Origin of the sequence: Streptomyces sp. HPF1205 (genome assembly GCF_020400825.1) — a bacterium.
Classification (GTDB): Bacteria; Actinomycetota; Actinomycetes; order Streptomycetales; family Streptomycetaceae; genus Actinacidiphila.
Genome location: NZ_JAINVH010000003.1, coordinates 288,252 through 313,447, shown reverse-complemented (window position 1 = coordinate 313,447; position 25,196 = coordinate 288,252). Strand labels below are relative to the sequence as shown.

The window sequence follows — 25,196 nt, the reverse complement described above, 5'->3', positions numbered from 1 at the left end:
CGGGTTATTCTGCGCCACCGCTGTGGCGCGCCGTGCACGGGCCGGTGCCCGCGGGCCGGGCCCTCTCGCGCGGGCGGGCCGCGGTGTGGCACCCTGACTTATATGTCTAGACCAATATTCGAGGTGATCGCGCTCGGCGCGGACGATGCCGTCGCGGCCCAGGAAGGCGGCGCCGACCGCCTCGAAGTGGTCACCGACATGGCCGCGGACGGCCTCACGCCGTCCAGGGAGACCTTCGCGGCGGTACGGGCGGCCGTCACGATCCCGCTGCGGGTCATGCTGCGGCTGTCCGACGGGTTCGGCGCGGGGGACGCGGCCGGGCTCGACGCGCTGTGCGAGGCGGCCCAGGGGCTGCGGGCCGAAGGGGCCGAGGAGTTCGTGCTCGGCTTCCTCGACCCGCGCGGGCACGCCGACCTCCCGGCCGTCGAGGCGCTGGTGGACGTGCTCGACGGCTGCGCGTGGACCTTCCACCGGGCCATCGACCGCGCCGCCGACCGTGACACGCTGCGCCTGCAGCTCGCCGGCCTGCCCGGCCTCGACACCTACCTCACCGCCGGCTCCCCGCTCGGCGTCCGCGACGGCCTCGACGTGCTGTGCGCGGAGGCCGCGCGCCGCGGCGAACCCGGCTACGAGGCCCGCCTCCTCGTCGGCGGCGGGCTCCTCCTCGACCACGTCCCCCTGCTGCGCGCGGCCGGCCTCGACGGCTTCCACGTCGGCGGCGCCGTACGCCGCGCGGGCTGGAACGGCCCCGTCGACGTCCACGCCGTGCGCGCCTGGCGCGACGCCCTCGACACCCCGGTCGCCGTGGGCTGAGCCGGACCGGCCGGCCTTCAGGGCGGCCCGGCCCGGCGCGCGGTCAGCCCAGCTCGGCCGGCAGCGGCTGCGCGTGGACCACCGTGAGGCCGGAGACCGCCCGGGTCAGGGCCACGTAGAGGCGGCGCAGCCCGGTGCGGACGTCGGGCTCGGCGCTCACGACGCGGGCGGGCTCGTCCAGCACCACGTAGTCGTACTCCAGACCCTTGGCGAGGGAGGCCGGGACCAGGGTCAGGCGCGCGGCGGCCGAGGTCTCCTCGCCCGGCGCGAGGAAGGGCAGGCCCGCCTCGTCCAGCGCACGCGCGAGCGAGGGCACCCGCGGGTCGGCCGCGATCAGCCCGATCGACCCCTCGTACGCGAGCGCGTCACGGCAGGCGGCCACCACCTGCGCGTCCAGGGCGGCGGGCGCCACCGGCCGGACGGACAGCGCGCCCGCCGCCTCCCGTACGGACGAGGCCGGCGCCAGGCCGGGCGCGATGGCGGGCAGCAGCCGGGAGGCGTACGCGATGATCTCGCGCGGCACGCGGAACCCCCGGGTCAGCTCCTCCACCCGCGCCTCGGGCTTGCCCAGGTGCCCGAGCGCCTCCGCCCAGGACGCGGTCGCCCACGGCGTCGTGCCCTGCGCGATGTCCCCGAGCACGGTCGCCGACCCCGTCGAGCAGCGCCGCCCGACCGCCCGGTACTGCATGGGCGACAGATCCTGCGCCTCGTCCAGCACCACGTGCCCGAGCGAGGGCGTGCGCTGCACCAGGTCGGCCGCCTCGTCCACGAGCACCGCGTCCGCCGCCGACCAGGGCGCCGACGCGAGCCCGCGAGCCGGCTTCGCCCACAGGATCCGCTTCTGCTCGTCGGCGGACAGCAGCCCGTCCGCGCAGGAGGCCAGGAAGTCCGGGTCGGACAGCAGCCGCAGCACCACCTTGGCGGGGTCGACCGGCGGCCAGCACTCCTTGACGACCGCCTTCACCGCCGCGTTGCGGGCCACCGCGTCCTGCACGCGGTCGTCGGGCGCCTCGCCCGCGCGCTCCATCTGGACCAGCACGGCGTGCGCGATCCGCTGCGGCAGGGCCTCGCGCGCCGCCTGGTACCTGATGTCCCGCGCGGCCAGTTCGTCGACGATCTCCTGCAGCTCGTACGCCGGCACCCGCCAGCGCCGCGAGCCGCGCACCACGACCGCCGCCTGCGACGGCCGGCGGATGCCCGAGCGCACCGCCCGGCGCAGCACTTGCGCCATGCGCGCGTCGCCCTTGACCGTGGCGGCCTCCGCGGTATCCGTGCCGCGGATCTGCACGTGGGCCACCAGGTCGTCCACGGTGGCCTGCTTCACCTGCATCTCGCCCAGCGCGGGCAGCACCTGCTCGATGTAGCGCAGGAACGACGCGTTCGGCCCGACGACCAGGGTGCCGGTACGGGACAGCCGCTCGCGGTGCGCGTACAGCAGGTACGCCACCCGGTGCAGACCGACCGCCGTCTTGCCCGTACCGGGCGCCCCCTGGACGCAGACGGTGCCGCCGACGCCCGCGACCACGATCTCGTGCTGCTCGGGCTGGATGGTGGCCACGATGTCCCGCATGGGACCGACGCGCGGCCGCTCGATCTCCTCCTGCAGCAGGCGGCTGGCGGTCGCGGCCTCGGCCGGATCGCTCAGGTGCTCGTCCTCGTACGCGGTCAGCTCGCCGCCGGTGTAGCCGAAGCGGCGGCGCAGCGCCACGTCCATCGGCTCGTTGCGCGAGGCCCGGTAGAACGGCTGCGAGACCGGCGCACGCCAGTCGATCACCATCGGGTCGCCGTCGGCGTCGTGCACGTGGCGGCGGCCGATGTAGAAGTTCTCGCCCCCGGCCCCCTCGGCCACGTCCGAGCCCGGCGCGTGCAGGTAGTCCAGGCGGCCGAAGAACAGCGGCAGGTCGGCGAGGTCGGCCAGCGCCTTGATCCGGGCGTCGATGCCGGCGGCCAGCACCTTGGCGTTGACCCAGTTGCCGGTGACGTCGGAGATGTCGAGCGCCTCCACGTCCTGCCGCATCGCCCGCAGCGCGGCGCGCGAGGCGGCCAGGTGCTCCCGCTCCCGGCGCAGGAGCGGATCGGGGGCACCCGGGGGAGTGCCCCGGGAGCCCCGGGCGCCGGCCGCGGAGCTGCCGGCGCCGCTGTCCGCGGGGCCGGTCACGGTCCTGTGCGCGGTCCCGTCCGCGGGACGTCCCGAGGCGGGTCTCGCGGCGGGTTTCGCGGGGCTGGTGGGGTCATCGTTGCCTTGCGGTTCCTGGGTGGGGACGTGCGAGGGCACGGCGTTCGCCTCCGGCGGCCACATCGGTGCGTACGGACGGGCGGGCGCGTGCGCGCGGGGCCCGTACGCGGGGATCGTCTCTCGTGGAAGCCGGCCGGTTTCCGTCCGGGCGGCGGCACTCCGCCGGGGGACCGTGAGGTCCGCGGGGAGGCGGGCAGACGCGCGACTATACGCGGGGCCGCGCCGACGCACCAGCGAATTTCACCCGGTGTTCGCCCGGGGCGCCGCCGTTCGAGGTGCCCCGGCCGGTCCGTGTCTCCGGGTCGACCCCGAGACGCGGATCAGGGTCGGGGGTCAGCCCCTGGTCGGAGGCCGCCGCCGGGAGTTACGCCCTCAGCCCGACGCCTTCGCGGCGGGCGGCTTCCTACCGTGGAGGACATGACCACCACCACCGTTTCCCCAGGCCCCGGCGCCCACGACGGCGCCGCGTCCGGCGACCGCCGGCACCCCCGCCACGTCCTCGGCAGCGCCCTGCACGCGATACGCGTCTTCGCGGTGACGGCCGCCGAGGTGGTCCTGCTGGGCTCCTCCGAGGGCGGACGCCGCTCGTAGCCCGCGGTCCGGGGCCCGTCGTCGGTCGGTGCGCCTCAGACGTCCTCGCCCGCGCCCGTGAGCAGGTCACCGGCGTCCACGATCCGGTAGGCGTAACCCTGCTCGGCCAGGAAGCGCTGGCGGTGCGCCGCGAAGTCCTGGTCGATGGTGTCGCGGGCGACCACGGAGTAGAAGCGGGCCTCGTGCCCGTCGGCCTTGGGCCGCAGGACGCGGCCGAGGCGCTGGGCCTCCTCCTGCCGGGAACCGAAGGTGCCGGACACCTGGATGGCGACGGTCGCCTCGGGCAGGTCGATCGAGAAGTTGGCGACCTTGGAGACGACCAGCACCGACAGCTCGCCCCGGCGGAAGGCGTCGAAGAGTTTCTCCCGCTGGGCGTTGGACGTCTCGCCCTTGATCACCGGGGCGCCCAGGTGCTCGCCCAGCTCGTCGAGCTGGTCGATGTACTGCCCGATGACCAGCGTCTGCTGCCCGGCGTGCTTGGCGACCAGGGCCTCCGTGACGCGGCGCTTGGTCGCGGTCGTCGCACAGTAGCGGTACTTCTCCTCGGTTTCCGCCGTCGCGTACGCCAGCCGCTCGGAGTCGGTCAGGTCGACCCGCACCTCGACGCAGTCGGCGGGCGCGATGTAGCCCTGGGCCTCGATCTCCTTCCAGGGCGCGTCGAACCGCTTGGGGCCGATGAGCGAGAACACGTCCGACTCGCGCCCGTCCTCCCGCACCAGCGTGGCGGTCAGCCCCAGACGGCGGCGGGCCTGCAGGTCGGCGGTGAACTTGAAGACCGGCGCCGGCAGCAGGTGCACCTCGTCGTAGACGATCAGGCCCCAGTCGCGGGAGTCGAACAGCTCCAGGTGCGGGTAGACGCCCTTCCGCTTGGTGGTCAGCACCTGGTACGTGGCGATGGTGACCGGGCGGATCTCCTTCCTCGTCCCGCTGTACTCGCCGACCTCGTCCTCGGTCAGCGAGGTGCGCCGGACCAGTTCGTGCTTCCACTGGCGGGCCGAGACCGTGTTGGTCACCAGGATCAGCGTCGTCGCCTTGGCCTGCGCCATCGCGCCCGCCCCGACCAGCGTCTTGCCCGCGCCGCACGGCAGCACCACCACGCCGCTGCCGCCGTGCCAGAACCCCTCGACCGCCTGCTTCTGGTAGGGCCGCAGCGCCCAGCCGTCCTCGCGCAGCTCGATCGGGTGCGCCTCGCCGTCCACGTATCCGGCGAAGTCCTCGGCCGGCCAGCCCAGCTTCAGCAGCACCTGCTTGATCTGGCCGCGCTCGGAGGGGTGCACCGCGACGGTGTCCTCGTCGATCCGCGCGCCCACCAGCGGCTGCACCCGCTTGGAGCGCAGCACCTCCTCCAGCACCGGGCGGTCGGTGCTGGTCAGCACCAGCCCGTGCGCGGGGTCCTTGGTCAGCCGCAGCCGCCCGTACCTGGCCATCGTCTCGGCGACGTCCACCAGCAGCGCGTGCGGCACGGGGTAGCGCGAGTACGCCATGAGCGCGTCGACGACCTGCTCGGCGTCGTGGCCGGCCGCCCGGGCGTTCCACAGCCCCAGCGGGGTCAGCCGGTAGGTGTGGATGTGCTCGGGCGCCCGCTCCAGCTCGGCGAACGGCGCGATCGCCCGGCGGCAGGCGTCGGCGTCCTCGTGGTCCACCTCCAGGAGAAGCGTCTTGTCGCTCTGGACGATCAGGCAGGACACCCGGTGCCTCCGGCGGTTTGTGGCGTACGGGGGAACGAAGAATTGTACGTCGGGCGGGCGGGGCGGACGCGTGGGGCGGATCACGTCCCCCCGGGGGGCGGGGGCCGGCGGGATGGGGCCGATCGGAGGAAAACCGGCGCGGGCCGGCCGTGGCGCCTACGGCGGATTGTCGTATTTGATGTTTTCTGCCCCTATGGATCACCCTCAGGAGACGCTTCCCCCCGCTGAGCCGCGCGGCCGGGGGAAAGCCCGTGCTGTCGCGGCGTCCACGGCAGTCGCCGGAGCGGCCGTACTGGCCGCGGCCGGGCTGCTGCTGCCCGCCTCGCCATCGAGTGCGGCGCCCAGAGATGACGGATGGCGCAACGCCGGATTCCCGCAGAGGCACGACGGTCCGGCCGGCTCCCAGGGCCCCCTCACCGTCTTCGGCCACCTCGGCTGGGCCGGCCAGGTCGCCGGCCAGGTCGCCGGCCTGACCACCGGCCACGACCAGTCCGCGGGCCAGGCGGGCCGGGATCAGGCTCAGGGCCAGGACGAGGTTCAGGGCCAGAGTCAGGATCAGGCCCAGGGCCAGGATCAGGACCAGAGCCAGGACCAGAGCCAGGCTCAGGGCCAGGGCCAGGGCCAGGGCCAGGGCCAGGGCCAGGCTCAGGACCAGAGCCAGAGCCAGGGTCAGGGCCGGCGGCCCGACCATGGGCGGCAGCAGGCGGGTGAGGACCCGCAGGCGGTCGGAGGCCAGAGCCAGAGCCAAGGTCAGGACCAGGGCCAGAGTCAGAGCCAAGCTCAGGACCAGAGCCAGCGCCAGGACCAGAGCCAGAGCCAGGACCAGAGCCAGGCCGAGGAGCAAGACGGGGCCCAGAGCCAGGACCAGAGCCAAGGCCAGGACGCAGTCCGGCCCGGGGACGACGCCTCGTCCGCGGCGCAGGGCGAGCACTCCGGGAGCGGGTACGCGGGCGGTCACCACCGGCCCGGAACCGACTGGCCGACGGTGACCGCGGGCCGGCCGTCCGAGCACCCGACCTGGCCGTCGGAGCACTCCACCTGGCCGTCGGAGCACCCCACGTGGCCGACCGGCCACCCGACCTGGCCGACGGGACACCCGACGTCGCCGACCCCGAGCGAGAGCTGCCCGCCCACGTACACCAAACCCCCGACGACGCCCCCGACCACTCCGCCCACCAAGCCCCCGACCACGCACCCGACCCCGCCCACCACTCCGCCTCCCTCACCCACGTTCCCACCGCCGTCACCCACGTTCCCGCCGCCGTCTCCCACCGCACCGCCCAGGGAGCACCGGCCGCACCTGCCGCACACCGGCGCGTCGGTGGGGTGGGCGGCCGCCGCCGCGGCGGGCGTGCTCGGTACGGGCGGCGCGCTGGTCGTCGCGTCCAGGCGCCGCGGACGGCACAGCTAGGCGCCCCTCAAGTCCCTCCGCCCTTACGGCGATTTCCGGCCGTCGTACGTGCCGCATTGCGTACGGCGGCCGGACCCGGGTAGCCGATTCGAGGACGGTGCCTACCTGAGGGGGTCGCGGTTCATGGCGGTGCGGACGGCGCTGTTCCGGGTGGTCCCGGAACGCAAGGCCAAGCCCAAGGGCCGCACGGTATCGGCCACATCGAAGGCGGCGGCCACGAGCGGCAGGACCAAGCCGCTGCCCAAGGCCGTGGGCAAGCGCGCGGGCACACCCGCGACAAAGGTCGCGGCCAAGCCCGCGAAGAAGGCGGCGGCCAAGCCCGCGACAAAGGCCGCGGCCAAACCCGCGTCCAAGGATGTGCCGCAGCCCAGGACGAGGACGGGGCGCACCTCCGGGTCCGGCTTCTGGGCGAGGCGCGGGTCCGGGGCGGCGGCCGGCACGAAGCCGCGGGCCGGGCGCCCGGCCCCCCGTGCGCCTGAGCCGCGTCCGCCGCTGCTGCAACGCCGCACCCTCGGCCCGGTCCTGGCGCGCGCCGCACTTCTGGCAGTGGCGGTGGTGGCGATGACCGCCTTCGCGGTCGCCCTCGCGCGCGTGACCCTCGTGCCGTCGCCCTCCTCGGACGCGCTGGTGCACACCAACCTGCGGCCGGGCGCCTCCATCCGCGCCTACCTCGACCAGCCGACCGTCCGCGACTCGGCCAAGCAGATCGGCGGCAACGTCCTTCTCGGCGTCCCCTTCGGGATCCTGCTCCCGATCCTCTTCCCCCGCGCCCGCGGCCTGGTGCGCACCGCCGCCGTCACCGCCCTGGTCATGATCCTGGTCGAGTCCGCCCAGGGCGCGATCGTCGAGGGCCGGGCCTTCGACATCGACGACGTCATCCTCAACACCCTCGGCGCGCTCCTCGGCTACCTCCTCATCGGCCGCCGCCTCGGCCACGCCTTCCACCCCCGCCGCAACACCTGGTGGCACCGCTTGCGCCACCGCTCATGAGCCTGCTCCCTGGTCCCTCGTTCGGGTGAAAGGGAGTTCCCATGGGTCCACATGTTCGGACAACCGGTGATCATGGGAGAGGGGGCCGCAGGGGGCGGATCTTCGCGAAGGAGGGGGCATGCGTGTCACGTACGACGACGACCACGGACCATGGACGAAGGCCGAGGTGCTGTCCCTGGGCGAGGACCGCCGGCGGCGGCGGGAACTCATAGGTGACTCCTTGCTGGTGACGCCGCGCCCGGCCACCAGGCACCAGCGGGCCCTTTCGCGTCTGCGGCGCCTGCTCGAATCGGCCGCGAGCGCCGCCGGGGCGTCCCCGGAGGTCGAGGTCTTCGGCGCTGCGAACATCGTGCTTCCCGGCGGACTCTTCGTCCCGGACATCGTCGTGGTGGACGTCACGGCCGCCGATCGGGACATGACCGCCTTCGGCAGCGATGCCGTCCGCCTCGTGGTGGAGATCGTCTCGCCGTCCGCCACGGCCTCGCGCATCGACCGCTTGCTCAAGCCCCCGTACTACGCCGAGGCGGGCATCGAACACCTCTGGCGGCTGGAGTTGGAGCCCTCGCCCGTTCTCGTCGTGGCCGCACTGGAAGCGGGACGATACGTGGACCGGGTGGTCGCGCGCGCCGGGTCCCGCACGCTCGTCGAGAAGCCCTTCGCCGTCGAGGTCGACCCCGGGGCGCTCGTGCCGCAGCGCGGCTGAGAGCCGGCTCCGCGCCCGCCGAGCCGTACGGGCGCCTGTACCTGCGTCCGTACCGGCCGGGCCGCGTCTCAGGCCGGGTGGTCGTCCGCTTCCGCCAGTTCGGCGACGCCCGTGATGCGGTGGAGGGCGAAGGTGCGGACCTCGTCGGCGGTGTGGTCGTAGGCGGTCACGTAGCCGCCCTCGACGCGGACCGGGACGATGACGCGCTGGCTGGCGGAGCCCTCCGCGTTGACGTAGCCGATCCAGACGGTTCCGCCCGCAAGGGCCGCCGCCTGGACCGTGGCGAGGGTCTCGGCGCTGCTGGTGCGGGGCAGGCCCGGGCCCGCGGCCCGCTCGGGGGCGGGGCGGCGGACGGCGGTCGCCGCGCGGTCCCCCGCCCGGATCGTCTTGACGGCGAGGCCGAGGAGGGCGGCGTCGGGGACGGGCGGGCCGTCGCTGACGGGGACGGGCGGCGTGCGAGGAGGGGTGCGGCGCGCGTCGGGGCGGGTGATGAGGACGTCCCCGTCGGGGGACTCGGCGGCCGGCGCCAGGCCCATCGCGCGCAGCCGTTCGAGCACCGTGGACGGGTCGGCCTGGGCGGCGACCACGGTGGGGGCGAGCCGGCGCAGGCCCAGGGAGGCGGCCCGGCGGTCGGCGAGGAGTTCGGTGAGCAGCGCGTCGTCGTCGCACCGCAGATACGCCGAGGCGGCCCCGACCCGCAGCGTGCCGTGCCGGCGGGCCACGTCGTCGATCAGATAGCTCAGCGGCTGCGGCACGGGAGTGCGCGAGTGCTCCGTCAGGAACCGCTGCAACTCCGCCGCGGTGCGCCCGGCGTCCAGGGCCCGCCGTACCGACTCCGGCGTGAAGCGGTAGACCGTGGCCCCGCCCTTGGACTCGATGTCCGCCAGGACCCCGAGCGTCTCGGCGAGCGGTGCGATCAGGGGCCCCGGCGCCACCGCGGTCAGGTCGGCCTGGAGCAGGACGTGGTCCAGGGGCTCGGGCAGCAGCGGCCCCAGCAGCCTGGCGGCCTCGGCGGCCGCCCCCTCGGGGCCGCCGTGCCCCACCGGGTCCAGCAGCGGGCGGGCGTGCGCGGCGAGTGCCCCCCGGCCGGTGACGCCCAGCGTCTCCGCGTCGTGCAGCGTCCAGCCGAGCAGCTCCTCCCGCAGGGCGTCCGCGCCCGCCCGCATCGGCCGCAGCCATCGCAGCCTGGCCAGCAGGGTCCGCGGCACCGCGGCCGAGCCCGGCGGCAGCTCCGCCAGCAGCCGCAGCGTGCGGCGGCGTACCCGCGGCGCCAGGGGACGGTCCAGGTCGGGCCCGAGCGCCGCCAGCGCCCGCCCCTTGGCGTCGCGGGTGCCGACCAGCCCGGGCGTGCGCGTCGCGGTCAGCCACGCCGCCGCCAGCGCGGTCCACTGCCGCTCGGCCGGCAGCTTCAGCCACTCGTCGGAGGCGGGCGTGGGGGCGTACGCCTCGTCCACCTCCCCGTCGGAGGCGATCAGCCCGGCCGCGTAGGCGAGTTCCAGCCAGAAAGCGGTCTCCGGCTCGGACAGGTCGAGCGCGGACGCGGTGCGCTTGAGGTCCCGGACGCTGAGACCGCCCGCCCGCAGCACGGGCGGCCCGCCCGCCTGCCACTGCGTCAGCAGCTCGATGACGGTGCGCACGGCGGTGAACGCCTGTCCCGCCGCCGTACGGTCCACCGTGCGCTCCGGCCGGACGACCGGCTCGACGGGCGGCGGTCCCGGCTCGGGCGCCCGGTGCGCCCGCCCGCCGCGCAGGGTCAGGGCGGCCTCGCGCGGCAGCAGCACATTGCGCCGGCCGGCCGGCAGCAGCAGGCCGCGGGCCAGCAGCCACTGCACGGGCGTGACCGCGTCCGCCGCCCGCACCGCGACCGTCGCGTCGCGCACCTCGCCGTACGGCGGCCCCCACACCAGCCGCTCCAGCCGCCCCGTCACGCCCTCCGGCGCCTGGGCGAGCAGATCGCGCATCCGTTCCGCGTCCGCGAAGAGCTCGCTCAGCGCGCGGACCGCGCTCGTCGGGTCGTGCGTCGCGGGCAGACCCGCGTCCGCCACGATCTCCTGCAGCCTGGACGGCGACATCCCGGCGGTCGCCTCGCCCACCGACGGCCCCAGGCCCGTGCCCGACGTACCCCCGGCGGCGGGTGCGAGCACGTCACGCGCGGTCCGCACCAAGTGCAGCGCCTCGTCACCGCCCCACACGATCCCGCGCGTCCGCAGCACCTGCACGGCCGCCGGCAGCGCCTCCGCGACGCCCGGGCTCCCGGCGATACGGGCGGCGGCGCGCGCGTCCGCGTCCGTGGCGGCTTCGGTGTCCGTGTCCGTGTCCGCGGCCGTGCCCGTGTCCGTGTCGGTCGCGGGGCCGGCCGCCGGGAGGACCGGCGGGGCCGTACCGGTCATGAGGCCGCGCAGCGTCTCGTACGGGCACGGGTCGGGGGCCACCGCGAGGGCCTCGGCGACCTGGTGGGTGAACTGGTCGAGGCGGTCCAGCGTGCGCAGCACCGACGCCCGCGTCGAGGCGCGCGTGGCGAGCTGCGTCAGGTCGGGCGGCACGGGGGTGAGCAGGTCGGGCCGGGCACGCAGCAGGAGGGCCAGCGCGTCGTCGTCACGTGCGCGCAGGTCCTCCGCGAGCGTGCGCGGGGAGATGCCTCGGCTCCCGTCCGTCATCCGTCCCACAGTAGCCGGAAGCGTTCCGGCGGGTGAGCGGCCGCCCGACGGGGGGTGGGCCGGGCCCGCGCCGGGCGGCGCGGACCGGCCTTGGCCTCCCCGTACGGCGACGCCTGCCGTGCCCTCCGCAGGGTGACGACAGGCCGCCGCCGGGCGGGTACGGTCGGTACCGTCGGCGGGAGGCCAATACGCGGCAGGGGAAGGGGGCTTGACGGTGGGCGTCGAGAGCGACCGGATGGTGTTCGACTACCTCAGCCGGGTCGGCGACCTGGCGCAGACCGCCCTTCCCGCGGTCGAGCGCAGGGAACTGGTCGCCCAGTTGCGAACCGACATCGACCGCGAACGCGGGCGGCGCGGCGCCGACAGCCCGGCCGCGGTCCGGCGCATCCTGAGCCGCATCGGGACCCCCGACGAGGTGGTGGAGGCCGCGGCCTCGTCGTCCCCGTCGTCCTCGTCGGCCCCTTCGGCGGCCGGGGCGTCCGCGGGCGGAAGCGGGAGCGGTACGGCGGCCACCGACGCCCCGGGGGGCGGGGCCGAGCCGCCGCCGGGTTCGTACGGCCCGTACGCCGCGCGCGGGCCGCGCGCGGGAGGCGGCGGCGCGCGCAAGGGCGACGGCGGCGCGTGGCGGCGGACCTCGCCCGGCCCCGACGGAGGCGACGGATTCGGCGGGAGCGGCACCGGCGGCTTCGGCGGCACCGGCGGGTTCGGCGGTCTGCGGCCCGGGGACGAACTCGCCGGACTGCCCGGCATGACCGGCGGTGTCTTCATCCCGGTCGACGACGAGGAACTGGCCGGCCGCGAACCGGAGCCGCCCAGGAAGGCCGCGGACGAGCAGACCGCTGACGAGGCCGCGCAGGAGCCGCCGCAGGAGGCGGCGCCGGCCGCGGCCCGTGGGCCCAGGCGCGTACTGCCCCGGCTCGGCGGCGTGACCCGGGGCTGGGGCAGTCCGAGCCTCGTCCTGGCCGCCCTGCTCCTGATCGCGGGGGCCGTCATCGGCTCCTGGATCCCGCTGGGGCTCGGCTGGGTGCTGGCCTGGTTCTCCCGCCGCCTGACCCCCGCCCAGAAGAAGTTCGGCGTCCTCGGCCTGCCCGGTGCCGCCGCCGCGGGGCTGCTCGTCTGGCTGTGGGGCCGTGACCAGGGCAAGTGGGGCACCCCCGTCCCGCACGGCCACCTGGGGCAGGCCGTCCAGGACGCCCTGCCCGGCACCGTCCGCCTCGCGGCCTGCGCCTCCGCCCTGTTCCTCCTCTACCGGGCCCGCCGCTCGGCCTGAACGCCCGGCGCGGTCCCCGCGGCGCCCGGCCCCGCCCGCGGCCCCCTTGACCGCCCGGGCGAGAATGGTTGCCGTGACCACCGACCTCAGCCCCCTGACCCCCTTCCCGGCGGCCGCCGGCGGCCTGACCGTCGGGTTCGACCTCGACATGACCCTCATCGACTCCCGCCCCGGGATCAAGGCGGTGTACGACCTGCTCGCCGCCGAGACCGGCACCTTCGTCGACTCCGCCCTGGCCGTCACGCGGCTGGGCCCGCCGCTCGAGGAGGAACTGGCCCACTGGTTCCCCGAGCACCTCGTCGCCGAGATGGCCGAGCGGTACCGCGCCCTCTACCCGGCGCACGCCATCGCCCCGACCCCCGCCATGCCGGGCGCGGTCGAGGCGGTCGCGGCGGTACGGGCGGCGGGCGGCCGCCCCCTGGTGGTCACCGCGAAGTACGCCCCGAACGCCCGGCTCCACCTGGACCACGTCGGCATCGAGGCCGACCTGCGCGGCGATCAGTGGGCGGAGGCCAAGGCACAGGCGCTGATCGAGTACGGCGCCACCGTCTACGTCGGCGACCACACAGGCGACGTGCGCGGCGCCCGCACGGCCGGCGCGCTGTCGGTGGCGGTGGCCACCGGGCCGTGCGGCGCGGCGGAACTGCGTGCCGCGGGCGCGGACGTCGTCCTGCGCGACCTGACCGAGTTCCCGGAGTGGTTCGCGGACTACAGCTCCGCCGCCGCCTGAACGGTGTCCGCGGCGGCCGGATCAATGGCCGCGGGGACCGTGGGGACCGCGGGGGCCGCGGCGGTCGGGGCGGAGGCCGTCGGGGCCGAGGAGCCCACCGAGCCGTCCCCGCTGTCCCAGCTGGCCGCGCTGTCCCCGCCGTCCGTGCCGTCCCCGCTCTCCGGCGGCGTGCGCTGCGCCATCGCCGTCCGCAGCAGCCCCACCAGGGCGATCGCGAACCCGACGCCCATCAGCATGGACACGAAGTACGCCGGCGTCGGCAGCCGCCGCGTGTGCAGCAGCAGCGGCGCCACGGTCGCCACCGTGCCCACGGCACCGACGATGAACACGATCGCGCCGGTCCGCACGAGGAGGTCTCCGGCGCCCATGGTTCGTCTGCTCACCGGACCAGGGTAGGTCCGCGGGCCGCAGGCGGCGGCGCGCGGCCCTCCCGCTGACGCCGGGCGCGTCCAAGAGCTGCCGGGCGGCCCGAGGGGGAAGAGGGGCACGGCCACGGATCCCGGAGTCACCCGCACCGCACAGCCACCCGTACTTGGACTCTGTTGCGCCCCTCGGAGCCCTTGCCGAGACTTGCAGGGGCTCTCTCGTTTCCTCGGCCCTTGCGCTGGGGAGAGCCCCGGTAGGCTGTGCAGGGTTGTTGGCCTTGTGGATGGGAAGTAGGTGTGTGCTTTGCCAACCGGCAAGGTCAAGTGGTTCAACAGCGAGAAGGGCTTCGGCTTTCTCTCCCGCGATGACGGCGGCGACGTCTTCGTGCACTCTTCGGTGCTGCCCGACGGGGTGGCGGCCCTCAAGCCCGGCCAGCGCGTGGAATTCGGCGTCGTCGCAGGTCAGCGCGGTGATCAGGCGCTTTCGGTGACCCTGCTCGACCCCGCTCCCTCGGTCGCCGCGGCGCAGCGCAGAAAGCCCGACGAGCTGCTGCCCATCGTGCAGGACCTCACCACCCTCCTGGAGGACGTGGCGCGTTCGCTGCAGCGCGGCCGGTATCCCGACAAGGCCCACGGCCACAAGATCGCTTCGGTGCTGCGGGTGGTCGCGGACCAACTCGACGTCTGAACTCCTTCGCCCGACGAGGTTTTTGGGCGGCGCTTTACCGGAGGAAGGTCCTCCGGTAAAGCGTTTTCCGCCAATGGGCCGGGTGGAATTCCGGCCGGAATCCGGAACCCTCAGAAAGCCAGGGCATCGGCCGCGAGCGGCGGCACCAGGCCCTCGGCGGCGGCCCGGGTCAGCAGCCCCCGTACCGCCGCGTAGCCCTGCTCGCCCAGGTCGGCGGTGAACTCGTTCACGTACAGGCCGATGTGCTGGTCGGCCACCGCCGGGTCCATCTCTTGGGCGTGCGCGAGTACGTAGCCGCGGGAGGCGTCCGGGTCGTCCCAGGCCATCCGCACCGAGGCGCGCGCGGCCTCGGCCAGCGCGTGCAGCCGCTCCTTGCCCAGCGACCGCTTGGCGATGATCGCGCCCAGCGGGATGGGCAGCCCGGTGCGGGACTCCCAGTGCTCACCCATGTCGGCGAGCTTGTGCAGGCCGTAGTCCTGGTACGTGAAGCGCGCCTCGTGGATCACCAGGCCGGCGTCCACCCGGCCGTCGCGCACGGCGGGCATGATCTCGTGGAACGGCAGCACCACGATCCGGCCGACCCCGTCCGGCACCTCGGCCGCCGCCCACAGCCGGAACAGCAGGTACGCCGTCGAGCGCTCGCCGGGCACGGCCACCGTCCTGCCGGTGAGATCGGCGCCCGGCTCCCGGGTGAGCACCAGCGGCCCGCAGCCGCGGCCGAGGGCGCCGCCGCAGGGCAGCAGGGCGTACTCGTCCAGCACCCACGGCAGCACCGCGTACGACACCTTCAGCACGTCCAGCTCGCCGCGCTCTGCCATGCCGTTCGTCACGTCGATGTCCGCGAACGTCACGTCCAGCGGGGGCGCTTCCGGGACCAGGCCGTGCGCCCAGGCGTGGAAGACGAATGTGTCGTTGGGACACGGGGAGTACGCGATCCGCAGCCGGTCGCCGGGTCCGCCGCCCCCGGTGCCCGACTCAGCTGTGTCCGGTGTGGTGTTCATGGTCCGCCTCAACCTCCAGCGCGGCCGGGAGCTTCCCGAACGCCGTCGTCAGCGCGGCCAGTGCCTCGCCGATCCGCCACGCCGCCCGGTCGCGCGGCCCGACGGCGTTCGACACCGTACGCAGTTCCATCACGGGTACGCCATGGGCCGCGGCAGCCTCCGCCACCCCGAACCCCTCCATCGCCTCCGCGACCGCACCGGGATGGCGCCTGCTCAGCTCCTCGGCCCGGCGGGCGGTGCCGGTCACCGTGGAGACGGTCAGGACCGGCCCGTACGCGGCCCCCAGCCGGTCCGCGACCACCCGGCTCAGCGGCGCGGGGGAGTGCCGGGACCGGCCGAACCCCAGCTCGTCGAGCGGGATGAAGCCGTCGTCGGTGGCCACACCCAGGTCCGCCGCCACGATCGCCTCGGCCACGGCCACCGAGCCCACCGGCGCCAGCGGCGCGAACCCGCCGCCGATCCCGGCCGAGACCACCAGGGTGTACGGGTCCGCGCCGGCGGACGCCAGTGCCAGCGCGGTGGCCGTGCCCGCGGCGGCCGCCGCCGGGCCCACACCCGCCGCGATGACCGTCGCCCGGTCCGCGGGCGTGCGCGCCGCGTCCAGACCCGCCGCCACGGCGTCACGCTCGGCCGCAACGGCCGTGACCACGAGGAGCCGCGTGGGGGCGGGGGCGGGGGCGGGAGTGCTGCTGCGCGTCATGCCGCGTCCGGGCCGCCGCCGGTCAGCCGGCCTTGACGAGCTTGATCTTCCACACGCCGTAGGTGTTGTCACCCGAGGTGTCGGAGGACTCCACGATGTTCAGGATGACTTCCTTCAGATGGACGGTCTGCCCGGTCTGCGGGTCCTGCTCCTCGAACAGCGAGGTGCTGTCCAGGCTCCAGTAGGTCTTGTCCTTGAGCACCTCGGGCGGGTTGAGCTGATTGTCGGCCGCGATCAGCCACCCCTTTTTGGCGATCTTGGGGTCCACGCCGATGCGCACCCGGTCGCCGATGCCGACCGTCATGTGGTGCTTGGGCGCCGCGGCCAGGCAGGCCTGGAAGATCGTCCGCTGCAGCTTCTTGCCGTTCTCGTAGCACTTGACGCCGGCCGTGGCGGCCTCGGCCGTCACGGACTTGGTGCCCACGGTCACCGTTGCCAGCGGGGTCGGCTTGTCGCAGGCGGTCAGGGCGACCAGCCCGAGGGAGAGGGCACCGATGGCGGTGACAGCGCGGCGAATGCTCATGGGGTGAGGCTACCGGGCGGTTGCCGCAGGCCCGCGCGGGGGTGGGCGCCGTGTCAGGAGGCGGGGACGGGGGCTCAGGGGGCAGGGCGTCGGAGGACCGGGGGCTCAGGGGCAGCGCCTCGGGGGGACGGGGGACAGGGGGTCAGTGTGCGGGGGCGCGGCTCAGGCCACGCGGGCCCGGGCCGAGCTGCCGCGGCGGGCCGCCCCGAGCAGGCCGCGTACCGAGATGGCGAACGCCAGCAGGACCACGCAGGCCGCCACCGACATGCCCAGGGAGCCGTTGAGCGGCAGCAGTATGCCGATGCCGCCGCCGAGCACCCAGGAGAGCTGGAGCGCGGTCTCGGAGCGGGCGAACGCCGAGGTGCGGACCTCCTCCGGGACGTCCCGCTGGATCAGCGCGTCCAGGGACAGCTTGGACAGGGCCTGCGAGATGCCCGCCACCGCCGTGACCGCGGCCACGGTGATCAGGCCGAACCAGCCGGCCGCGACCGTCGTGATGGACAGCGCCAGCACCAGCATCGCGGTGATCGTCACCTCGGGCGCGCGCGTCTTGAGCCAGGAGCCGAGCGCGGTGCCGAGCCCGTTGCCCACCCCGGCCGCGACCACCGCGACGCCCAGCGACATCGCCGGGGTCAGACCGCCCAGCGGGTGCTCGCGCAGCATGAACGCCAGGAACATCGTGAGGAACCCCGACAGCGCCCGCAGGCCCGCGTTCGCCTGGAGGGCGTGCAGCACCGAGGAGCCGACGCCCAGCAGCCCGGCCTTGCGGCCCGGCTTCCCGTCGGCGTCCCCGGGATCCTCGGCGGCGGACAGCCGGGCCCCGGCCTCGCCGCGCGCCGAGTCGACCTTGTGCGGCAGCGACATCGACAGCAGCGCGCCGCCCATGTAGACCACGAAGGCCCCGTACAGCGGCCACTGCGGGCCGATGGCGTGCAGGCCGCCGCCCAGCGGTGCCGCCAACGTGGTGGCGAGCAGGCCCGCAAGAGTGACCCGCGAGTTCGCCTTGACCAGGGTGGTCCGGCCGGGCAGCAGCCGCGGGACCACGGCGCTGCGCACCACCCCGTACGCCTTGGAGGCCACCAGCACGCCCAGCGCGGCCGGGTACAGGCCCAGGCCCGCGGTGGCGACCACCCCGGCCATCGTCCAGGCCAGCACCGCGCGGGCCATCATCGAGGCGGCCATGGCGGCCCGGCGGCCGTGCTGAAGCCGGTCGAGCAGCGGGCCGATCACGGGAGCGAGCAGGGCGAACGGCGCCATGGTCACCAGCAGGTAGAGCGCCACCCGGCCGCGCGCCTGCCCGGTGGGCACCGAGAAGAACACCGTGCTGGCCAGCGCGACGGTGATCAGCATGTCGCCGGCCGAGTTCACCGCGTGCAGTTCGATCAGCTTGGACAGGCCCGACTCGCCCGCGCCGCCCGCGTGGGTGGACCGCCTGACCCGGCGCAGCACGGCACGGGCCGACCGCCCCACGCCACCGGCGAGGGCGCGTCCGGCTCTGCGTGCGGGTCCGGGACCCGCGTCCAGCGTTCGTGCCACGACGCAATCCTGCCCCAATCGGGAGCGTACGCACCCCCATCCTTTGCGCACGTGGTGCGCACCGGTAGCGTGCGATCGCGCAGAATGGAGTCAACAGGTGCGCCCGGGGACGCTCGGGCGGACCGGGGATGCAAGGAACGACGCGCGTTGAAGCGGCCCGCAGGTCCGCTCCGCCGCCCCTCCTCGTCCGTCCCGGTCCGCCGGGCCGTCGGCCCGCGAGCGCACACGTGAGACGGCGTAGAGAGAGAAACGATATCTGTGAGCCCAGCGATGCGAAGCCGTACCCCAGACCGTCTGTGCGCCGAGGCGGTCGACGTCGCGCTCGCCGCGACTGAGGAGGCGGCCGGGCCCGACTCCGTCGGAGAGCACCTCGGCGTCCGCGCCGAGGGCGACCGCGTCGTCACCCACCTCTTCGCCTGCGAGGAGCCCGCCTATCGCGGCTGGCGGTGGGCCACCACGCTGACCCGCGCCTCGCGGGCCAAGAACGTGACCATCGACGAAACGGTGCTGCTGCCCGGGCCGGACGCCGTCCTCGCCCCCGAGTGGGTGCCCTGGAGCGACCGGCTGCGCCCGGGCGACCTGGGACCGGGCGACCTGCTGCCGACGGAGGCCGACGACCTCCGGCTGGAGCCTGGCTGGACGGGGGCGCCCGAGGTGGCGGGTGCCGCTTGGGCCGGCGCGGTTCCGGAGGAGGGCACGGACGCGGCAGGTGCGGGTGCCGCCGGAGCGGGCGAGGCGGGTGAGGCCGGCGCTGCGGGTGGAGCCGGTGGAGCCGGTGAGGCGGGCGGGGCCGGTGAGGCCGGTGAGGCCGGTGTGTCGGAGGAGGGCGGGCCCGGCGACCAGGCCGCGTACGTGGTCGAGCTGCCCGCGATCGCCGAGATCGCCTCGGTCGCCGCCGAGATCGGGATGGGCCGGCCCAGGGTGCTGTCCCGGTACGGCCTGCACACCGCCGCCGACCGCTGGGACGAGCAGTTCGGGCCGAAGGCGCCCATGGCGCAGGCCGCCCCCGCGCACTGCGTGAGCTGCGGGTTCCTGGTCCCCGTCGCCGGTTCGCTGAGCCAGGCCTTCGGCATCTGCGCCAACGAGTTCTCGCCGGCCGACGGCCGTGTCGTCTCGCTCGCCTACGGCTGCGGCGCCCACTCCGAGGCTGCCGTCATGCCCAAGCCCCCGCACCCGGTCCCGATGGTCCTGGACGAGTTCCACGACACCGAGCCCATGCCGCTGCACCCCGACCGCCACTCGTCCGTGGACGCCGAGGAGGAGGCCGGGGCCGCGCCGGAGGACGACCTCGGGCACTCGTAACGGCAGCGGGCGCCGCCCGCCGGCCGCCGTGGGGTCCCGGCGACCGCCGGGCGCACGAGGGCTGGATCACGCAGGGCCCGAATGGCGGTACCGTCACCGTTGCAGGGGCCCCGCGAGGGGCCGGATCCCCCCGACGGAAGGCCGTACGTGACCCGCGCAGCCGTGACCCGCATCTCCCCGGAGGGCCACCCCGACCCCTTCCGTACGGCAGCGCTGCGCCAGGCGGTCCTCACCTCGTGGTCCGCCTCGGCCGCTCGCTTCCGGGAGGACGCCAACGCGGAGGAGGACCTCGCCCTCGGCGGCTACCGCGACCGCCTGGTGGTCGAGCTCGCCCAGAACGCCGCCGACGCCGCCGTCCGCGCCGGTGTCCCCGGCCGCCTGCGGCTGACCCTCCACGAGGCCGGGGCCGACGGTCCCGCCGTCCTGGCCGCCGCCAACACCGGCGCCCCCCTCGACCCGGCCGCCGTCGAGTCCCTGTCCACCCTGCGCGCCTCCGCCAAACGGGACGACGACCCGTCGGCGGTGGGCCGCTTCGGCGTCGGCTTCGCCGCGGTCCTCGCCGTCAGCGACGAACCCGCGCTCGTCAGCCGCACCGGCGGGGTCCGCTGGTCCCTGGCCGAGGCCCGCGAACTGGCCGCAGCCGTCCCCGGCCTGGCCGACGAACTGCGGCGCCGCGACGGCCACGTCCCGCTGCTGCGCCTGCCCTTCCCGGCCGAGGGCCGCGCCCCGGACTCGTACGACACCGTTGTGATCCTCCCGCTGCGCGACGGCTCCGCCGAGGACCTGGCCGCCCGGCTGCTCGCGGCCGTGGACGACGCCCTGCTGCTGGCGCTGCCCGGACTCACCGAGGTCGTGATCGAAACCCCTGCGGGCGTAAGGACGCTGACGCGCCGTCAGGCCGAGGACGCGGGTGCCGCCGGGGGCGGGGCCACTGGGAGCGGGGCCGCCGGGAGCGGCGACGTCCTTATCGAGGACACCGCCAGGACCGCCCCCGTACGGTGGCGGGTGACGTCCTCGGCGGGCGCACTGGACGCGAAGCTCCTCGCCGACCGGCCCGTGGAGGAGCGGCTGCGCCCGGCCTGGGCGGTGACCTGGGCCGTACCCGTCGACGCCGACGGCGCGCCGGCCGCGCCCCTCACCGCCGACGTGGTGCACGCGCCCACGCCGACCGACGAGCCGCTCGGCCTGCCCGCCCTGCTGCTGGCCACGTTCCCGCTCGATCCCACCCGGCGGCACACGGCCCCCGGCCCGCTCACCGACTTCCTCCTGGAACGCGCCGCCGAGTCGTACGTACGGCTGCTCGCCACCTGGCGCCCGGTTTCCACCGGCGTCGTGGACCTCGTGCCCGGCCCGCTCGGCAAGGGCGAGCTGGACGCCGAACTGCGCCGCCGCATCCTCGCCGAGCTGCCCCGCACTGCTTTCCTGCCGCGCGCCGCCGAAACCACCGCCGAGTCGCCGTTCACCGCGGGCGGGGGTGCGGACGCCGTCGACACCTGGGACGACGGCGGGCCGCTGGCCGGCGAGGGCCGCGCCCTGCGGCCGGTCGAGGCCGAGGTCGTGGAAGGCGCCACCGCCGAGGCCGTACGGGTACTGGCCGAGGTGCTGCCCACCCTGGTGCCGTCCGCCCTGGAACGGCGCCCCGCCCTGCGCCAGCTCGGCGTCGCCCGGCTCTCCCTCGCCGATGCCGTCGACCGCCTCGCCGGCGCCGAACGCCCCGCCGATTGGTGGTACCGCCTCTACGACGCCCTGACCGGCACCGACGCCGACGTGCTCAGCGGCCTGCCCGTACCGCTCGGAGACGGCCGCACGGTCGTCGGTCCGCGGCAGGTGCTGCTGCCGGTGCGCGGCGAGGACGCGGCCGACGTGGAGCCCGAGGTCCTGGCCCGGCTCGGCCTGCGGGTCGCGCATCCGGACGCCGCCCACCCGCTGCTGGAGAAGCTCGGCGCCGCCCCCGCCACCCCCCGGGCCGTTCTGACCAGCCCCCAGGTGCGCGCCGCCGTCGCCGCCTCCCTCGACGAGGAACGCCCCGGCTGGGACGAGGAGGCCGGCCTGGACGCCGACGAACTGGCCGACACCGTACTGGCCCTGGCCCGCGCCGCCGGTCTCGCGCCCGGCGACGAGCCGTGGCTGTCCGCGCTCGCCCTGCCCGACGAGGACGGCGAACTCGCGCCCGCCGGTGAACTGGTGCTCCCCGGCAGCCCCCTTGAGGACGTGCTGCGCGAGGGCGAACTCGCCGCCGTCGACCCCGAACTGGCGCGCCGCTGGGGCGAACAGCCGCTCACCGCCGTCGGTGTTCTGGCCACGTTCGCGCTGGTCCGGGCCGCCGACGTGGTCCTGGACCCCGACGACCTCGAACCGCGCGACAGCGACTGGGCCGAACCCGACGACGCCGGCCTGCTCGACGCCGTCGACGTGTGGTGCGAGGACGTCCTCGACCAGCTGCCCGAGACCGACGTGCCGCCGGTCGCCACCGAGGTGGTCGGGGTCCGCGACCTGGACCTGGTCGACGACGACGCCTGGCCGCGGGCGCTCGCCCTGCTGTCGCGGCCGCCGCTGCGGGAGGCCATCACCGCTCCGGTGCGGGTCCTGCTGCCGGACGGCACCACCGAGTCGGTCCGCCCCTACGCCGCCTGGTGGCTGCGCGACCACCCGGTCCTCGACGGCCGCCGCCCGGTCGGCCTGCGCACGGCCGGCGGCGACCGGTTGCTGGCCGGCCTCTACGACGAGGCCGAGACCGGTGCCGCCGTGGACGAGCAGGTGCTGCGCGCCCTGGGGGTGCGCACCTCCGTCCCGGCCCTGCTGTCCGAGCCGGGCGGCCCCGCCGAGCTGCTGGCCCGGCTCGCCGATCCGGCCCGCACCGTCACCCCGGCCCAGTTGCACGGCCTGTACGCGGCCCTGGCCGAACTCGACCCCGAGCAGGTCAGCCTGCTCCCGGACGAGCTGCGGGCGGTCGTGGACGGCGCGCCGGCCGTCGTGGACGCCGCCGACGCGCTGGTCGCCGACGCCCCCGACCTGCTGCCGCTGACCGCCGGCCGGGCCCTGCTGCCCGTACCTCCCAGGCTGGCGGGCGCGCTCGCCGAACTCTTCCAGGTGCGCCGGCTCAGCGAGGCGGTGGAGGCCGCGGTGACGTCCGAGGGCGAGCCGCACGCAGTGCTGCCCGCCGTCCACGACCTGCTGCCCGGCGCCCCCACCAGTTACGTCGAGCACGAGGAACTGCTGGTCACGGGCGGTGTCGAGGTCGACTGGCGATGGATCGACGGCACCCTGCACGCCTCCACCGTCGAAGGCCTCGCCGCCGGCCTCGCCTGGGCCACCGGCCACTGGCAGCGCCGCTTCGAACTCGCCGCCCTTCTGGAGGACCCGACCCGCACCGACGAACTCGCCGAGGCCCGCTGGTTCGACTGAACCGGCCCGCCCGGACACCCCGCGCCGGGCCGGCTGACCTTCGGCCGGGCCCGGCCCGGCCGCCGGTCAGCCTCCCCGCGTACCCCCGGCCCGCGTACCCCCAGGTCAGGCGCCCCGCGGGGCCGGGGCGCGCCTCTCGCGGTGCCGCACCCACGCCCAGGACGCCTCCAGGACCACGCCGGCGACGGCCACGATGCCCACCGTGGTCCAGGGCACCTGGTCGCCCACCAGGCGCAGCGCGAAGAACCTCTGCAGCGACGGCACCACCAGCACCACCCCGAAGCCCGCCATCATCGCGAGCACCAGCGCGATCCGCCACCACGTGTACGGGCGGGCCACGATCGCCAGCACCCACACCTCCATCAGGAACAGCGCCAGCGTCGCCGCGCTCGTCTCGGCGTCCAGCGAGCCCGGCCCGGTGTAGTAGTGCCTCGCCACCAAGTAGGCGGTGAAGGACGCCACCGCGCAGATCACCCCGGCCGGAGCGGAGTACCGCAGCACCCGCCGGACGAACCGGGGTCTGGCCCGCTCCTTGTTGGGCGCGAGGGCCAGGAAGAACGCCGGCACCCCGATGGTCAGCGTCGACAGCAGCGTCAGGTGCCTCGGCAGGAACGGGTACGGGAGCTGCCACAGCACCACCAGCAGCGCCAGCAGCACCGAGAACACCGTCTTGGTCAGGAACAGCGTGGCGACCCGGGTGATGTTGCCGATCACCCGCCGGCCCTCGGCGACCACGGAGGGCAGCGTCGCGAAGCTGTTGTCCAGCAGCACGATCTGGGCGACCGCCCGGGTCGCCTCGGAGCCGCTGCCCATGGCCACCCCGATGTCGGCGTCCTTCAGCGCGAGGACGTCGTTGACGCCGTCGCCGGTCATCGCCACGGTGTGCCCGCGGGTCTGCAGGGCGCCGACCATGTCGCGCTTCTGCCGCGGCGTGACCCGGCCGAAGACCGAGCCCTCCTCCAGCGCGCCGCCCATCGCGTCCCGCTCCCCGGGCAGCCGCCGCGCGTCGACCGGCCGCTGCGCCCCCGGCAGCCCCAGCTTGCCCGCCACCGCCCCCACCGACACCGCGTTGTCCCCCGAGATCACCTTGGCCTGCACGTTCTGCTCGGCGAAGTACCGCAAGGTGTCCGCGGCGTCGGGGCGCAGCCGCTGCTCCAGGACGACCAGTGCCTGCGGGTCGGCTCCCTCGGCGGCGTGCGGGCCGTCGTCCAGGGCGCGCCCGCCGCGGGCGAGCAGCAGCACCCGCAGCCCTCGCGCGCTCAGGCGGTCGGACTCCGCCAGCGCCGGATGGCCTCCCGACAGCAGGACGTCGGGCGCGCCGAGCAGCCAGGTGCTCGCCTCGCCGCCCGGCTCGGTGAAGGAGGCGCCGCTGTACTTGCGCGCCGAACTGAACGGCAGCGCTCGCGTGCACCGCCATCCGTCCGCGCCTTCCGGCGGGAAGGCGGCGATCACGGCCTGGAGACTGGCGTTGGGCCGCGGATCCGACGCTCCGAGCGCGGCCAGCGCCCCGGCCGCGCGAGCCCGGTCGGCGTCGTCCAGCAGCCGCAGCTCGGCGACGTCCATGCCGCCCTCGGTGAGCGTGCCCGTCTTGTCGAGGCACACCACGTCGACCCTGGCCAGGCCCTCGATCGCGGGCAGTTCCTGGACCAGGCACTGCTTGCGGCCCAGCCGGATCACGCCGATCGCGAACGCGATCGACGTGAGCAGCACCAGTCCCTCGGGCACCATCGGCGTGATGCCGCCCACCGTCCGGCGCACCGCCTCCCGCCAGTCGTGCCTCTCCACCGTGAACTGGCTGATCACCAGCCCCACCGCGGTCGGCGCCATCACCCACGTCACGTACTTCAGGATGAGGTTGATGCCGCCGCGCAGCTCGGAGTCGACCAGGGTGAACCGCGAGGCCTCCTCCGCGAGGCGTGCCGCGTACGCCTCGCGGCCCACCTTTGTCGCGGTGAAGGCCCCGCCGCCCGCCACGACGAAGCTGCCGGACATCACCCGGTCCCCGGGCCGCTTGAGCACCGGGTCGGGCTCCCCGGTCAGCAGCGACTCGTCCACCTCCAGCCCGGCCGCCTCGGCGGTCTCGCCGTCGACCACCACCTTGTCGCCCGGCCCGAGCTCCACCAGGTCGCCCAGCACGATCCCGGCGGTGGGAATCCGCACCGGCACGCCGTCCCTGCGCACCGTCGGCCTCGCCTCGCCGATCACCGCCAGGCTGTCCAGCGTCCGCTTCGCCCGCAGCTCCTGCACGATGCCGATCGCGGTGTTGGCGACGACGACGAACCCGAAAAACCCGTCCTGGATGGGGCCGACCACCAGGATGACCAGGAACAGCACGCCGATGATCGCGTTGAACCGGGTGAAGACGTTCGCCCTGACGATCTCCGCCGTGGACCGCGAGGACCGCACCGGTACGTCGTTGACCTCGCCCCGGGCGACCCGCTCGGCCACCTCGGCCGCGCTGAGCCCCGGGCCGCGGGCGGCGACCTGGGTGTCCGCGCTTTCGGCCATGCTCCGACGGTACGTGGGCGGGCCCGCCGCCACCCCTCGTGCCGCCGGGAGCGGGCGCCCGTCGATGCCCGTGCCGACG

At 75.4% G+C, this 25,196-nt stretch carries 19 protein-coding genes; 10 read left to right on the top strand and 9 right to left on the bottom strand.

Annotated features, from left to right (window positions below; all coding sequences use genetic code 11):
• Nucleotides 1-102: 102 nt before the first annotated feature.
• Nucleotides 103-813 carry a copper homeostasis protein CutC gene (locus tag K7G61_RS05390; RefSeq protein WP_225845438.1) on the top strand — a complete coding sequence of 237 codons (711 nt, stop codon included), beginning with the start codon at nucleotides 103-105 and terminating at the stop codon, nucleotides 811-813.
• Nucleotides 814-856: 43 nt separating this feature from the next.
• On the opposite strand, the gene K7G61_RS05385 is transcribed toward K7G61_RS05390, so the two are convergent.
• A complete protein-coding gene (locus tag K7G61_RS05385; RefSeq protein WP_225845579.1) occupies nucleotides 857-2,881 on the bottom strand; it encodes an ATP-binding domain-containing protein in 2,025 nt (674 codons plus the stop codon).
• A gap of 585 nt (nucleotides 2,882-3,466) precedes the next feature.
• Here K7G61_RS05385 and K7G61_RS05380 point away from each other — a divergent pair.
• Complete coding sequence (locus K7G61_RS05380; RefSeq protein WP_225845437.1) at nucleotides 3,467-3,640, top strand: hypothetical protein; 174 nt, start codon at nucleotides 3,467-3,469, stop codon at nucleotides 3,638-3,640.
• A gap of 35 nt (nucleotides 3,641-3,675) precedes the next feature.
• On the opposite strand, the gene K7G61_RS05375 is transcribed toward K7G61_RS05380, so the two are convergent.
• Nucleotides 3,676-5,328, bottom strand: a complete 1,653-nt coding sequence (locus K7G61_RS05375) for a DNA repair helicase XPB (protein WP_225845436.1) — start codon at nucleotides 5,326-5,328, stop codon at nucleotides 3,676-3,678.
• 193 nt (nucleotides 5,329-5,521) lie between these two features.
• Here K7G61_RS05375 and K7G61_RS05370 point away from each other — a divergent pair, with 193 nt between their 5' ends.
• From K7G61_RS05370 to K7G61_RS05360, 3 genes are all read left to right on the top strand, one after another.
• Nucleotides 5,522-6,739, top strand: coding sequence for an LPXTG cell wall anchor domain-containing protein (locus K7G61_RS05370; RefSeq protein ID WP_225845435.1), 1,218 nt, complete (start codon nucleotides 5,522-5,524; stop codon nucleotides 6,737-6,739).
• Nucleotides 6,740-6,862: 123 nt separating this feature from the next.
• Nucleotides 6,863-7,729: a VanZ family protein gene (locus K7G61_RS37245; protein ID WP_374204061.1), complete on the top strand. Its 867-nt coding sequence runs from the start codon at nucleotides 6,863-6,865 to the stop codon at nucleotides 7,727-7,729.
• Between the two features lie 118 nt (nucleotides 7,730-7,847).
• Nucleotides 7,848-8,432 carry a Uma2 family endonuclease gene (locus K7G61_RS05360; RefSeq protein ID WP_225845434.1) on the top strand — a complete coding sequence of 195 codons (585 nt, stop codon included), beginning with the start codon at nucleotides 7,848-7,850 and terminating at the stop codon, nucleotides 8,430-8,432.
• Between the two features lie 68 nt (nucleotides 8,433-8,500).
• Here the strand turns inward: K7G61_RS05360 and K7G61_RS05355 are convergent, their stop codons facing one another.
• Nucleotides 8,501-11,089 carry a helicase C-terminal domain-containing protein gene (locus K7G61_RS05355; RefSeq protein ID WP_225845433.1) on the bottom strand — a complete coding sequence of 863 codons (2,589 nt, stop codon included), beginning with the start codon at nucleotides 11,087-11,089 and terminating at the stop codon, nucleotides 8,501-8,503.
• A 214-nt stretch (nucleotides 11,090-11,303) separates the two neighbouring features.
• On the opposite strand from K7G61_RS05355, the gene K7G61_RS05350 reads away from it, so the two are divergent.
• On the top strand, nucleotides 11,304-12,359 hold the full coding sequence (locus K7G61_RS05350) for a hypothetical protein (RefSeq protein ID WP_225845432.1): 1,056 nt from the start codon (nucleotides 11,304-11,306) through the stop codon (nucleotides 12,357-12,359).
• Between the two features lie 64 nt (nucleotides 12,360-12,423).
• On the top strand, nucleotides 12,424-13,089 hold the full coding sequence (locus K7G61_RS05345) for an HAD family hydrolase (protein ID WP_225845431.1): 666 nt from the start codon (nucleotides 12,424-12,426) through the stop codon (nucleotides 13,087-13,089).
• Here K7G61_RS05345 and K7G61_RS36860 read toward each other — a convergent pair.
• Nucleotides 13,068-13,472: a hypothetical protein gene (locus K7G61_RS36860; protein WP_308190588.1), complete on the bottom strand. Its 405-nt coding sequence runs from the start codon at nucleotides 13,470-13,472 to the stop codon at nucleotides 13,068-13,070. The genes K7G61_RS05345 and K7G61_RS36860 overlap by 22 nt on opposite strands.
• Before the next feature lie 286 nt (nucleotides 13,473-13,758).
• Here K7G61_RS36860 and K7G61_RS36855 point away from each other — a divergent pair, with 286 nt between their 5' ends.
• Nucleotides 13,759-14,142 carry a cold-shock protein gene (locus K7G61_RS36855; protein WP_033173507.1) on the top strand — a complete coding sequence of 128 codons (384 nt, stop codon included), beginning with the start codon at nucleotides 13,759-13,761 and terminating at the stop codon, nucleotides 14,140-14,142.
• Between the two features lie 110 nt (nucleotides 14,143-14,252).
• Here K7G61_RS36855 and K7G61_RS05330 read toward each other — a convergent pair whose 3' ends face one another.
• From K7G61_RS05330 to K7G61_RS05315, 4 genes are all read right to left on the bottom strand, one after another.
• The gene (locus tag K7G61_RS05330; protein ID WP_225845430.1) at nucleotides 14,253-15,143 is read right to left on the bottom strand and encodes a 1,4-dihydroxy-6-naphthoate synthase; all 891 of its coding nucleotides are present in this window, start codon (nucleotides 15,141-15,143) and stop codon (nucleotides 14,253-14,255) included.
• Nucleotides 15,118-15,843, bottom strand: a complete 726-nt coding sequence (locus tag K7G61_RS05325) for a futalosine hydrolase (protein WP_225845428.1) — start codon at nucleotides 15,841-15,843, stop codon at nucleotides 15,118-15,120. The genes K7G61_RS05330 and K7G61_RS05325 overlap by 26 nt, the downstream gene beginning before the upstream one ends.
• Before the next feature lie 22 nt (nucleotides 15,844-15,865).
• The gene (locus K7G61_RS05320) at nucleotides 15,866-16,366 is read right to left on the bottom strand and encodes a hypothetical protein (RefSeq protein ID WP_225845427.1); all 501 of its coding nucleotides are present in this window, start codon (nucleotides 16,364-16,366) and stop codon (nucleotides 15,866-15,868) included.
• A gap of 162 nt (nucleotides 16,367-16,528) precedes the next feature.
• Nucleotides 16,529-17,902 carry an MFS transporter gene (locus tag K7G61_RS05315; protein ID WP_225845426.1) on the bottom strand — a complete coding sequence of 458 codons (1,374 nt, stop codon included), beginning with the start codon at nucleotides 17,900-17,902 and terminating at the stop codon, nucleotides 16,529-16,531.
• Between the two features lie 270 nt (nucleotides 17,903-18,172).
• Here K7G61_RS05315 and K7G61_RS05310 point away from each other — a divergent pair, with 270 nt between their 5' ends.
• A complete protein-coding gene (locus K7G61_RS05310) occupies nucleotides 18,173-19,204 on the top strand; it encodes a DUF3027 domain-containing protein (RefSeq protein WP_225845425.1) in 1,032 nt (343 codons plus the stop codon).
• A 147-nt stretch (nucleotides 19,205-19,351) separates the two neighbouring features.
• Nucleotides 19,352-22,609 (top strand): sacsin N-terminal ATP-binding-like domain-containing protein, encoded by a 3,258-nt coding sequence (locus K7G61_RS05305; RefSeq protein ID WP_374204060.1) that lies wholly within the window; start codon nucleotides 19,352-19,354, stop codon nucleotides 22,607-22,609.
• Nucleotides 22,610-22,714: 105 nt separating this feature from the next.
• On the opposite strand, the gene K7G61_RS05300 is transcribed toward K7G61_RS05305, so the two are convergent.
• Nucleotides 22,715-25,117: an HAD-IC family P-type ATPase gene (locus K7G61_RS05300; RefSeq protein ID WP_225845424.1), complete on the bottom strand. Its 2,403-nt coding sequence runs from the start codon at nucleotides 25,115-25,117 to the stop codon at nucleotides 22,715-22,717.
• Nucleotides 25,118-25,196 lie beyond the last annotated feature (79 nt).